Source organism: Treponema succinifaciens DSM 2489, assembly GCF_000195275.1.
Taxonomy (GTDB): domain Bacteria; phylum Spirochaetota; class Spirochaetia; order Treponematales; family Treponemataceae; genus Treponema_D; species Treponema_D succinifaciens.
The window spans coordinates 176,786-189,383 of record NC_015385.1 but is presented as its reverse complement, the minus strand read 5'-3'; the positions used below and the strand labels follow the sequence as shown (position 1 = coordinate 189,383).

Here is a 12,598-nt window from a genome sequence, read left to right as displayed (position 1 = left end):
AGCATAAGGCAACATAAGAGGTTTTCTATGAAAAAATATTTTCTTTTAGCAATTCTGGCGGGCGCATCGGTCTTTGTTTCCGCTCAGACTTTTAAACTTTCCGGCCATGTCCGCTCTGGAATTTCAACTGCATTTGACGGCGCAAAAGGCGAAGACAATGACGACATCAATTCATTTTCCGCGGCAACTTGGACAAAGGGCGATTATTTTGGCGATGATGAATTTTCCCGCATAAGGCTTGACGGCGAATTCTTTGGAACAGAAAAAAAATTCGGGGCAAGTATAAGATACCAATATGCAGGTTCATTTGACAAAATCGCCTTCAGCGACAAACAGATAACTTATGCAAACGCCTGGGGAAAATTTCTTGACCAAAAGCTTTTTGTTTCTGGCGGAAGAATAAAAGATATGTTTTTTACTTCAACAGGATTTGAGCAATTCACATTTATCACAAAAAAAACTGGAGGCTATGCAGTTTATTCAATTATGCCTGAACTGAAAATCGGCGGAGCAATAGTTCAAGACTATTTGTATTCATATTCAAAAGGTGAAAAATTTTATCCGAGAAAAAACGGCTATGATAATGGAACAAAAGAATTCGGAAAAAACGCATTTGTAGGCGGAATAAATTTCACAAAAGATTTCTTTAGCTTTAGAGGAGCAATTGCCGCAGCTGGAGCCGGATACGCAAATGTAAATTTGAAGTTTGCAAACGGAATTAAATTCAGCGCGGAAGGAATTTACCAAAAGCAAAAAACACGAAACGAATTCAGAATGGGAAAAGCTGAAATTCAAAAAATGAAATCAGCCCAGTTTGTTTTTGTTGAAAACATTGAATACACAGGAATTGACAAACTGCTGTTGGGAATCGCAAGCTATCAGCATTTTAAAGACGAAACTTACACAGACAAAGACGGCGACACTTTGAATTTCTTCTCTATAATTCCAGCGGTAAAATATAACTTACTAGACAGCCTTTCATTCAGCGTTGAAAGCACAATCAGAATTTTTGACAGCCGGTACAAAGGAGACACAGACACTTATGCGAACATAATTCCTCGTGCTGACTTTGAAATTGCAAAAGGATTTACCGCGACTGTATACGGCGACATTTCCACAGATACCGACAGAAGAAAAAATTCCATTGGGGCTGGTGTCTGCGTTGTATTCTAAAAAAAATCCCCGGATATTTCCGGGGAGCTTTTATCTATTTTTTTAATTCTTTAAGAATTTCATTATAGACTGGTTTTGGCTTAAAGTCCTCATCATAAAGCAATGCATTTCCTGTTCCCGGAAAAGTATAAGGAACCCAGCTATGCTTATCAGAAATTCCCCAAGTAATAAAGCTTGTAACATTTGGCATTTCGCTTGCTATTTTATAAAGCATAAGATAAATATTTTCCTGAGCACTTTCATAGGCTTTTGAATTCTCGATTGGAATTCTTACATCAACTTCACTAAAAGACACTGCAATGCCCAAGTCTTCATAACGCTGGATATTCTGACGGATTGCATCTTCGCTATAACTTATTCTTGCATCAAGATGGAGCTGCATTCCAACACCGTCAATAGGAATTCCTCGCTCTTTTAAATTTTTAACTAGATTATACATGGCATCTGCTTTTGGATGCCCTTTTTCTTCATTATTAAATTCATTTAAAAGCAATTTCGCATCTGGATCTACCTGATGTGCTTTTTTAAGAGCAAGTTCAATATAGTCTGCGCCAATAGTTTTGTACCATATATTTTGACGCATAGAACCATCTTCATTGAACATTTCATTAACAACATCATATTCTGCAATTTTTCCTTTATAGCGCGACATGATTGTCTCAATATGTTCATTCATCATTTGTATAGCCTGTTCTCTTGTCCATGAACTTGAAACAAAAGGGGAATTTTGCTGATGCCAAAAGAGTGTATGCCATTTTACACGCATATTATTTTTTTCTGCAAATTCTACAAGAGAATCAATGTCATTCCAGTTCCAAAAATTTTTATTAGGTCTTAAATTTGCCCACTTCATGCTATTTTCATAAACAATGATGGAACAATCATTCTGCAATATTTTTATAGTTTCAGGATTAAAAATATCCCCTACAGTAACCGCCATTCCGGAATAAAAACCGTTGTCTTTTGCGGCATATTTAAAGGATTTTCCACAGGAACAAAGAAGTACAGTAAAAAATAACGCAATAAAAAAGTGTATTTGATTTTTCACAAAAAAACTCCTTGACAATAAGGTTAAATTACAAAATTCAGATTGTCAAGGATTTTTTTAGTATATATAATAGAAAAAAATCTAGTATTCTATTTTTGACATATCAGTAACTTCTTTGTTGTAGTCAACACCATCAACATCGAAGCCATTTATAATCAGGAAGTCGTGGCGGATTCCGTCCAAGTCAACAAGCTCGTTTACATTTTCTTCTGTAACAGCCGGCATAACTTTGTTCACTTCATCCTGAACTTTTGGATCCATTTCCCAGTCATCCATGCGGATTCTATTTTCTGAATCTACAGGAACCTTTCCGTCGGCAGTGTAAAGGCGCTCAGCAAACAAACGCTCCATCTGTTCAATGCATCCTTCGTGAGTTCCCTGCTTCTTCATAATCTTGAAAAGAACTCCAAGGTACTGTGTGATAATCGGTATAACTGAAGATGAACGTGTAATAAGTCCCTTGTTAACACTTACATAAGCAGCTCCTCCTTTTGCCTTAAGAGCAGCGTCAATATTGTGCGCGCGTTTTTCCAAGTCTTTTTTTGCCTCGCCGATTGTTCCGTCGCGGTAAATTGGATGAGAAAGAGAAGGTCCGATGTAAGAATAAGCCAAAGTGCGGCATCCGTCTGCAAGAACATCTGCCTCTGAAAGCTGCTTAATCCATCTTTCCCAGTCTTCGCCGCCCATTACTTTTACAGTGTTCGGAATTTCATCTCCTTCCGCCGGCTGTGTTGAAGCCTGAGTAATTTTTCCAGTCATCATATCAAGAGATGCTCCAGAATAAACCTGATTAATAGGCTTGATTACTGAACGGTACATAACTTTTGTATCAGGATCTGTGCGGACAGGACTTGCCAAAGAATAAATAACAAGGTCAGCTTTTGCGCCCCAGTCTTTAAGCTGCTTTATAACTTCCGCGCGGCATTCATCGCTGTAAGCGTCCGCATTGAAAGTCTTTGTCTTTAATCCGGCTTTTTCTGCGGCCTTGTCAAATGCCATGTTGTTGTACCAGCCGGGAGTTCCGCCTTTTACCTGTGTAGGCTGCTTTTCAAATGAAACTCCGATTGTGTCAGCTCCATATTCAAAAGCTGCTGTAATTCTGCTTGCAAGTCCATAGCCTGTAGAGCAACCAAGAACAAGAACAGTCCTTGGAGCTTTTCCGCCTTCCGCTAAAGTCTTAGTTCCGCGCTTTGCTTTCTGAGCTATAACATAATTAATCTGATTTTCAGTTTCTTTTGCACAGCCAATTGGATGAGCATTGATACACATATTGCTGCGGATCATCGGTTTAATAATCATTTTAAAGTCTCCTGTAAAAAATATAGTTATAATTTTAAAGTCTATCTACTTTGACATTTTACGTCAATATGTCAAATCCAGGGCAAACGTATTATAAATGTATTCAGCATAAAACTGGCTTCCAGACACGGTTTCCTGGTTCAAAATCGCGCAATAATGCGCTACACGCTGATTGTTGCAAAATAACTATAGAATTGCCCGCTCACGCGGTCGTAGCAATCAGAGTGTTTTTGCCCCAGAAACTGTTCCTGCGTTCAAACTTTACTTAAATTATTTATAATGCGTTTGCCCTGATGTCAAATCCTTTTATCTTCTTGAAAAAAATTCATCATTATGGCACTATTTTTTTGAAAATGCTTTAAGCTAAAACTGAATTTCTTCCGAGGTATTATTATGAAAATGTACCACAAAATTTACAAACTTTCATTTTATTTTATTTTTTCCCTTATAATTATTCAGGGAATCTTTGCAGCCCCGAAAGTTTCAGAAAGAAGACAAAAACTCATAACATATTCGCTTTCACTTGTAGGAACAAAATATGTTTACGGCGGAACAGATCCGGAAACAGGATTCGACTGCAGCGGATTCATAGATTATGCAGTTAAAAACGGAGCAGGCATTCAGCTTCCGCGCACCGCAAACGAAATTTACAACAGCAGCCGCATACTAAAAATCGACCCAAAGGAAAAAGAGCCAGGCGACTTGATGTTCTTTAAAAACGACCCGAACTCTGACCGCGTAACACATATCGGACTTTATTGTGGAGTTTACCGCGGACCGATCACTGAATTCAACGGAAAGCGCGTTTTCGTTTCAGCAGTAAGCGACGGACCAAAAACAGGAGTTCAACTCACATTGATTAGTGAACGTTTTTGGAAAAACCATTTCTTTGGATATGGAAGAATTCTTCCGCGCACAAAAGTACAAGCTCAAAACACAAAAACACAAAATGCAAGAGTACAAAAAAAGTAACATTTTCAGCAAAAAGCTGTTTCAATAATATGAAAAGAGCAAAATATATATGTGCAACCTTTTATCTTTTTGCACTTCTTGCATTTACAGGCTGCGCATCTTTGGTTCAAGTCAAAGCGGAAAAAAGCGGAATGCAGACTCTTTCAGCTGAAATTGATTTAGGCGAAGTAATTACAAACGCAATAAAAGAAGCTTCAAGCGGACTAAGCGAAATTAATTCCAGTGGCGGACTTGATTCAAATAACGAGTTTGTAATTTTCGACACAAAGAAAATAAAATCCGCCCTAGAAAATTCAGAATTCAAAAATGCAAAAATTTCATCACCTGAATTTTCCAAACTGAATATTTCTGGAACTGGAAACCTTTCTAGTTTTGCGTTTCAAAATGAAAAATCATTAAAAATAAAATTCAGCCCGGAAAATATAAAAAATTTGGCTTCAACGCTTCCCGCAGAAACACAAAGTTTTTTTGACCTTCTTATGGCTCCGGTTTTTACAGGCGAAAAAATGACTGCCAACGAATACGAGGATTTAGTCGCAGTTGTCTACGGCGAAAACCTTGCGCAGGAACTAAAAAAATCCGCAGTGGAACTTTCGCTTGTTTCGCCTGCCGGAAAAACAAAACGGTTTTCTATTCCACTTACGGATTTCCTGACTTTATCTGAAGAAAAAATTTTCTCTATAGATTTTTAAATTCCGTTGTAATGCGTTCTGATTTTGTCCAAAACATAATCTTCAAATTCCTTGAGAGCAAATGTTTTCTGCGGAATTTTGGATGAAAATCTAAAGCGGCAAGTGACGGAATTTTCTCCCTGCTCTTTTTCTCCAACAACAAGAATATATGGAGTTCTGTGTTCCGTTGAAATATTCTTGATTTTATTTTTCATGTTGCTGTCGTCTGTATAAGCATTTGCACGCACGCCAAGCGATTTAAGTTCATCAGCAACTTTTTCAGCATAAGCGTTGAATTCCGGAGCAACAGGAACAACCGCCACCTGCTCAAACGAAAGCCAAGCCGGGAAAACACCAGCATAATTTTCAATCAGAATTCCAAGGAAACGCTCAAGAGAACCAAGAACTGCGCGATGAAGCATTACAGGATGATGCTTTTGATTGTCCGCACCGATATATTCAGCGTTAAGACGCTCCGCGCTTGGAAGCTGATAGTCAAGCTGAATTGTTCCGCATTGCCACTGACGGCCAAGAGCGTCAATAAGCGTGAACTCAAGTTTAGGTCCGTAGAATGCGCCTTCGCCAGGCTGAATTTCATATTCCATTCCTGCTGACTTGCAAGCCGCTGCCAACGCTTTTTCTGCGTGCTGCCAAGTTTCCAAATCGCCAACATGATCTTCAGGCATTGTGGAAAGTTTTACAAGAAGATTTTTGTCAAATCCAAAGTCTTTATAAACATCAAGAAGCAAACGGCAGAATTTAGAAACTTCACTTTCAATCTGATCTTCTGTACAGATAATATGAGCATCGTCCTGAACAAATCCGCGTACACGCATAATTCCATGCAAAGTTCCGCTCGGCTCGTTGCGAACACAATGCCCGAATTCCGCAAGACGCAAAGGCAAATCTTTATAAGAGCGGACTCTTGAATTGAAAATTTCAAGCGCGCCAGGACAGTTCATGGGTTTGATTGCAAACATACGCTTTTCACTTTCAGTAACGAACATATTTTTCTGATAATGTCCCCAGTGCCCAGAACGCTCCCACAAACTGCGAGGCATTATAGCCGGTGTATTTACTTCCATATAACCGTCTTTACGGATTTTTTCGCGCATATAGTCCTGCAAAGTTACGTACATTGTCCAGCCATTCGGATGCCAGAAAATCTGACCTGGATCTTCCGGATCAAGATGGAACAAATCAAGCTGCACGCCAAGTTTGCGGTGATCGCGTTTGTCCGCCTCTTCAAGCATCGTAATATAATCTTTTAAATCATTCGGCTTGTAAAAGCAAACTGCGTAAATGCGTGTAAGCATCGGACGTTTTACGTCTCCTTTCCAATAAGCTCCGGCAATACTCATAAGTTTAAATGACTGCTGATTTATTTCCTTTGTATTCGCAACATGAGGACCGCGGCACAAATCAAGATAGCCGTCCTGCTCATAAGTTGTTATAACTTCGCCTTCTGGAAGCTCCTTTATAAGCTCTTCTTTGTAAGGCTGATCTTTAAAAAGCTCAAGCGCTTCTGACTTTGAAACTTCTTTGCGGATAAAATCATGGTTACCAGAAATAATTTTGCGCATTTCTTTTTCTATTGAAGCAAAATCTTCCGCGCAGACTTTGTGTCCCTCTGGAAAATCAAAATCGTAATAAAAACCATTTTCTATTGCAGGACCGATTGCAATTTTTGTTCCCGGAAAAAGATTCAAAACCGCTTCTGCCATTACGTGCGCACAACTGTGGCGTATTGTCTGTAATTTTTCATCAACTGCCATTTTCAATTCCTCGAAATTCTATACTATTAGCATCATAGATTATTCTTTTTTTATTTATATTTCAACAAGGCATTAAGCGACATCTATTTTTTCTATATGCGCGCCAAGGGATTTTAAGCGTTCCACAAGGTTTTCGTAGCCGCGTTCAATCTGATACACATTGCTAATCCGGCTTTCTCCACGGGCGCAAAGAGCCGCAATAACCATTGCCATTCCAGCACGGACATCAGGAGAAACAAGATGCTCGCCATGAAGAGAACTTGGACCAGCGACAACTGCACGGTGAGGATCGCAAAGTGTAATGCGCGCGCCCATGCTTATAAGCTTGTCCACAAAGAACATTCGGCTTTCAAACATTTTTTCAAAAATCAAAACAGTTCCCTCAACCTGGGTTGCAACAACTGTCATAATCGAAGTTAAATCCGGCGGAAATCCCGGCCAAGGACTGTCATCAATTTTTGGAATCATTCCGCCTAAATCTGTGTTCACTTTCATTTCCTGATCTGCAGAAACTGTAAGAACATCTTCTTCAATATCCCAGCGGATTCCAAGTTTATTAAAAGAAATCCGCAGCGGACGCAAATCATTTACACGGATTCCTTCAATCTTTATAGAGCCATGAGTGGCGGCAGCAAGTCCAATGAACGAACCTATTTCCATAAAATCCGGACCAATCGAAAAATCGCAGCCCTTGAGTTTTTTAACACCTTCAATCTTTAAAATATTTGATCCGACTCCTGAAATTTTTGCGCCCATTGCATTCAGCATATTGCATAAATCCTGAACATGAGGCTCGCTAGCCGCATTTGTAATTTCTGTTGAACCTTCTGCAAGAACAGCCGCCATAACAGCATTTTCTGTGGCAGTAACAGAAGTTTCGTCAAGGAAAATATCAGAGCCAACAAGCTTATTCGCGCTGAACTCAAATTTTCTATCTATTGAAACACGCGCGCCAAGCTCCTCAAGCGCAAGAAAATGAGTGTCAAGACGGCGGCGGCCAATGACATCTCCACCAGGAGGCGGCATTATAGCTTTTCCAGTGCGGGCAAGCAAAGGTCCTGCAAAAAGAATTGAAGCGCGGATTTTCTTGCTAAGCTCGGGAGGAATATCATTGCGTGATATTTCAGAAGCATTTATTTCCCACGCATTTTCAGAAAGCTTTTCAACTTTTGCGCCAAACGACTGCAAGATCAAAAGCATAACGCCTGTATCTTCAATTTCTGGAATATTTCGTAAAATAACTTTTTCGGAAGTAAGCAAGGAAGCCGCAATGCAAGGAAGAGCCGCATTTTTGTTTCCGCTTGCTTTTATAGTTCCCTTTATCGGAAAACCGCCTTCTATTCTATATTCATACATAGTGCAATTATAAACAGATTTTGAATGAATTTCAATTTGGGCAAAATATTATCTGCGGAAAATCTTCACCACAGCAAAGATGAACTAGAACTTCAACTGCTTTTATCATCTGGTCAAGGCTAGCCCATTCATTGCGTGAATGAAAATTGTGTCCGCCTGTAAAAATATTCGGGCAAGGAATTCCCATTTCCGTAAGCCTGGAACCGTCAGTGCCACCACGAATCGGAGTAAAAACCGGCTCGATTCCGCTTGCTTTATATGCTGAAATGAGCCTCTCTGCGACTTTCGGATTCTTGTCTAGATTTTCTTTCATGTTCAAATATTGCTGCGTGTGCAAAACTTCAGCCTTTCCGCCAAAAAGCTCAGAAACAGCTTTTGCAAGAAGCTCAACCGTAGATTTTCTTTTTTCCATTCCATCCGCAGAAAAATCGCGGAGCAAAAGAGAAACCTTTGATTCTTCTATAGAACCTTCAATTGAAATCGGCGCAAAAAATCCTTGCCTGCCGTCTGTTGTTTCCGGGCGTTCTCCAGCAGGAAGATTTGAAACAAAGGATGAAGCCATGCTGATTGCGTTTACCATTGTGCCACGCGCAGTTCCAGTGTGAGTCGCATTTCCCTTGAACACAACGTCGCTCCTGAACGCATTAAAACATTCTGTTTCAAGCTCGCCGATATGTCCGCCGTCCACAGTGTAAGCGCATTTTGACTTTAAAAGCTCAAGCGGAACTTTATCCATGCCGTGTCCTGTTTCTTCATCCGGGGAAAAAATAACTTCAATCGCAGGATGCTTTAGTTCCGAATGGCTAAAAAGATATTCAAGGCACGAAACAATTTCCGCAACGCCGGCTTTATCATCCGCACCAAGCAATGTTGTTCCGTCGCCCGTTATAATTGTTTCGACATTTTTTGCAGCAAGAGAAAGTGCTGAATCTTTTTGCGGATCAAGTTCTGCGCCGCAAAGAATAATTTTTCCACCTGAATAGTTTTTGTGAATCTTTGGATTTACGTTTTTTCCGGAAACTTCTTCAGAAGTATCTATGTGTGCAAGAAGACAAATTGAAGATTCCGCGGAACCGTTCGCAGGAAGAATTCCATAAGTATAGCAATGCTCCGTTGTCTGGACATTTTCAAGTCCAAGCGATTTTAATTCAGCGCACAAAACAGAAGCCATTTCGTTCTGACCGGAAGTGCTGGGCATAATTCCAGAATCAGCTTTCTGAGAATCGCTTTCGCTCCAAATTTTTACATATTTCAAAAACCGCTCAAGCAAAGAATTTTTTATATTTAATTTATCTTCCATAATAATTTTAAGTATACAAGTTACTTTTAAAAATTGCAATTTTCGAAAACAGCAGCTCAACTAACTTTTATTTTTTACGCGTAAGCAAAATTTTTTCAAGAAGCAGAAGAAGCTCCGGGTCATATTTAAATGAAACTTTTTTCAGCTCGTCCAACGCTTTTTTTCTGGACAAAGATTTTTTATATCCGTCCTGCCGCACAAGAGAAACGTAATCTTCCGTCAAATGAATAAGACGCGCCACATAAGGAATTTTATCTCCATTAAGTCCGTCTGGAAATCCAGTTCCATTTTGATTTTCATGATGAAAAAACACCGCTTCCCAAAATATGCTTTTATATTCATACGGAACAAAATCAAGCTGAAAAAGTCCTCTTGCAACATGAGTGCGCAAAAAAATTTCTTCTTTTCTGCTTAAAACTTCCGAATGAAAAAGCGACTGCTTGAATTCCAAATAACCAGCATCGTAAACCATTGCCGCTGCATAAAAAAGAATCCGCTCCAAAGGCTCCTTGTCTTTTAAAAAACTAAATACAATCATGCTGACTTTTTTTGAATTTGATTTTCTGTTTGTATAAGAATCAATTACAGACCCAAGAACAACGCATTGACGCACAAGGTTAAAAAGTTTTTTTCTAAGCTCAGGCTCGATTTTTTCCAAGTCTTTTGAAACTGGAAGATTCTTTAAATATCTTTTCGCTGAAATTCTTCTTTTAAAATGAAGAGCAAGACCAAAGACAATAAAAGCAAACAAGTTGCAGACAAAAATAAAAAAAGCAACCTTTGTCAAAAACAAAACAAGAGCGGCAGGAATTCCCGGAATCAAATCCTGAATAAAAGGAATAATTTCTGTCAGAACATCGTCGTTTTCGCCCATTCAAAAGATTCTACCATGCGCAAAGCAAATTTTCAACAAAACAAAAATGCCGCCTGCCTAGCAAAAATTTTACTGGGCAAACGGCATAAAAAATTTCTTAATTTAAATTTATTAAATTAGAAAGAATAGCTCCAGGAAAGCGGAATTGAAATAAATGAATCTCCGTCGCAAGTTTCGTAGTTCAAGCCAGCAGAGAATGTATGGTTTCCGAAAGTATATGCAAAATTAGGATTTACACCGATTACAGGTTCTGCTCCGTCTGAAGTTTTGTCAAACAAGAATTTTCCTGTAACATCCGCACTCAAGGATTCTGAAAGCTCATAGCCTACACAAGCCGCAAAGTACATATCGTATTCTGAATTTTTGTCATCTGTGTTGAAAAGTGTTTCCGCAGAAAAACTCAAAGCATCAAGAGAATATTCAACAGAAACATTGAAAAGGCTCTTTCCGAATACGCCGAAATCTTCAGAAATGCTCAAATCATCAAATCCTGAATTATAAGCTTTTCCAACAACCTCGCCGTCTTCTTCAATATCATCCTGTGATTTGCTATAAGCATAACCTGCGCGGATTAAAAAATCCTGTTCAGCAAGAGGCTTTACCATTGCGTAAACACCAAAGCCACGGTTGTCGCTGTCTGAAACATTTGAAACTGCGGCTCCAATTGTGAACATTTCTTCAAAAGCATATTCTGCGCCGAATCCAATATTAAGATTTACAGTGTCATCATTTTCATCTTTGCTAGTGAAATAATTTACGTTGTTCTCGCCGCCAAACGGAACTGTAACTGCAAACTTAAGACCTTCAATTGGTGTTACAGCAACAGTGAATCCTTCTGAACCAAGATTTCCCAAAGCAACATTGTCATCGTATATCGGGAGGTAAGAACCTTCAAGCCAAACATCTTCATGGAATCCAAGGGCAAACATTTCAACTGGGCGGTATTCAACGAACCAGCTTACATCGTCCCAAGCAAAACCAAAGTTTCTGTCGTTCCAGTCGTCAAGAATGAAAGTAACATCAAGCTCTGCATCTACTTTTTCTGAAGTGAAAGTCGCAACAACATTTTCTTCAAGTCCGGCAAAGTCCTTTGTTGTTTCGTCTTCACCGCCATTGTAAACTTTTCCTTTTCTGATTGCTGTAACGTCAGAAGAAAGTTCGTTTGTGAATTCCACAGTCTGTGCAAATGCGGAAACAGAAAGTAAAGAGGCCGCGGCAAAAGCAACAGCACCCTTAAAATTGATTTTCATAGATACTCCTCGAACAAAAACTTAAACAAAGCCAGATGTTATTAGCCTAAGCTAACTTTTGTTTACAAGGACTAACTTAAACAAAATCAGTTGTTTTGTCAATCTGAATTTTCAATAAAATTACTTTTTCCAGCCGTCATATTTTTCGCATTCAAGGATTTTTTTCGCATTTGCCACACGTTCCGCGGAAGGACTTTCTGTATCTTTTAAAACGTAGTCAATGCCAAGGTCCTTGTATTTCATTGCGCCAAGTCCGTGGTAAGGAAGAATTTCCACACGTTGAACATTCGAAAGTGTGCGGATAAAATCTCTTGTGCGCAAAAGATATTCATCATTGTCTGTAATGCCCGGAACAAGAACATGGCGAATCCAGATTGGCTTTTTAATTTCATCAAGATAGCGGAACATTTCAATTATATTTTTTCCAGTGCGACCGGTAAGTTTTATGTGTTCCTCTTCATCAATGTGCTTAATGTCCATCAGAAGAATGTCTGTAACTTCCATAAGCTTTTTGAATTTTTCAAACCATTCGCCTTCTTTTGTGAACGGACCACCGGCAGTGTCGATGCAAGTGTTGACTCCTTTTTCCTTTGCCTTTGTAAAAAGCTCAAGCAAAAAATCAAGCTGCATTAAAGGCTCTCCGCCAGAAACCGTGATTCCACCTTTTGCGCCCCAATAAGCCTTGCAGCTTAAAGCTTCATTTAAAAGCTCATCCGCAGTGTAAAGCTTGCCCTTTGCCATGTCCCAAGTGTCCGGGTTGTGGCAATATTTGCATCTTAAAGGACAGCCTGAAAAAAAGATTATAAAACGAACGCCCGGTCCGTCCACAGAACCAAAAGATTCCAGCTGATGAATATATCCTTGCATAAAGATTCCTTGC

General features: G+C 39.3%; 11 protein-coding genes. 3 read left to right on the top strand and 8 right to left on the bottom strand.

Annotation, left to right across the window (positions count from 1 at the left end):
• Positions 1–27: 27 nt before the first annotated feature.
• Entirely contained in the window at positions 28–1,173 is a 1,146-nt protein-coding gene (locus TRESU_RS00905) for a hypothetical protein (RefSeq protein WP_013700452.1), read from the top strand.
• A 34-nt stretch (positions 1,174–1,207) separates the two neighbouring features.
• Here TRESU_RS00905 and TRESU_RS00900 read toward each other — a convergent pair whose 3' ends face one another.
• On the bottom strand, positions 1,208–2,221 hold the full coding sequence (locus tag TRESU_RS00900) for an endo-1,4-beta-xylanase (RefSeq protein WP_013700451.1): 1,014 nt from the start codon (positions 2,219–2,221) through the stop codon (positions 1,208–1,210).
• Between the two features lie 81 nt (positions 2,222–2,302).
• On the bottom strand, positions 2,303–3,520 hold the full coding sequence (gene fabV, locus TRESU_RS00895; protein WP_013700450.1) for an enoyl-ACP reductase FabV: 1,218 nt from the start codon (positions 3,518–3,520) through the stop codon (positions 2,303–2,305).
• Positions 3,521–3,919: 399 nt separating this feature from the next.
• Here fabV and TRESU_RS00890 point away from each other — a divergent pair, with 399 nt between their 5' ends.
• Both TRESU_RS00890 and TRESU_RS13970 read left to right on the top strand, forming a co-directional pair.
• Positions 3,920–4,492 carry a C40 family peptidase gene (locus TRESU_RS00890; RefSeq protein ID WP_169309723.1) on the top strand — a complete coding sequence of 191 codons (573 nt, stop codon included), beginning with the start codon at positions 3,920–3,922 and terminating at the stop codon, positions 4,490–4,492.
• 29 nt (positions 4,493–4,521) lie between these two features.
• Positions 4,522–5,184 (top strand): hypothetical protein, encoded by a 663-nt coding sequence (locus TRESU_RS13970; protein ID WP_013700448.1) that lies wholly within the window; start codon positions 4,522–4,524, stop codon positions 5,182–5,184.
• On the opposite strand, the gene thrS is transcribed toward TRESU_RS13970, so the two are convergent.
• The 6 genes from thrS to pflA all read right to left on the bottom strand — a co-directional run bounded on the left by thrS (position 5,181) and on the right by pflA (position 12,585).
• Positions 5,181–6,938 carry a threonine--tRNA ligase gene (thrS, locus tag TRESU_RS00880; RefSeq protein WP_013700447.1) on the bottom strand — a complete coding sequence of 586 codons (1,758 nt, stop codon included), beginning with the start codon at positions 6,936–6,938 and terminating at the stop codon, positions 5,181–5,183. The genes TRESU_RS13970 and thrS overlap by 4 nt on opposite strands.
• 72 nt (positions 6,939–7,010) lie before the next feature.
• Positions 7,011–8,294, bottom strand: coding sequence for a UDP-N-acetylglucosamine 1-carboxyvinyltransferase (murA, locus tag TRESU_RS00875; RefSeq protein ID WP_013700446.1), 1,284 nt, complete (start codon positions 8,292–8,294; stop codon positions 7,011–7,013).
• A gap of 31 nt (positions 8,295–8,325) precedes the next feature.
• Positions 8,326–9,594 (bottom strand): peptidase T, encoded by a 1,269-nt coding sequence (pepT, locus tag TRESU_RS00870; protein WP_013700445.1) that lies wholly within the window; start codon positions 9,592–9,594, stop codon positions 8,326–8,328.
• Between the two features lie 67 nt (positions 9,595–9,661).
• Entirely contained in the window at positions 9,662–10,468 is an 807-nt protein-coding gene (locus tag TRESU_RS13965; RefSeq protein ID WP_013700444.1) for an HD-GYP domain-containing protein, read from the bottom strand.
• A gap of 116 nt (positions 10,469–10,584) precedes the next feature.
• Complete coding sequence (locus TRESU_RS00860; RefSeq protein WP_013700443.1) at positions 10,585–11,718, bottom strand: hypothetical protein; 1,134 nt, start codon at positions 11,716–11,718, stop codon at positions 10,585–10,587.
• Between the two features lie 120 nt (positions 11,719–11,838).
• Positions 11,839–12,585: a pyruvate formate-lyase-activating protein gene (pflA, locus tag TRESU_RS00855; RefSeq protein ID WP_013700442.1), complete on the bottom strand. Its 747-nt coding sequence runs from the start codon at positions 12,583–12,585 to the stop codon at positions 11,839–11,841.
• Between the last annotated feature and the right edge of the window lie 13 nt (positions 12,586–12,598).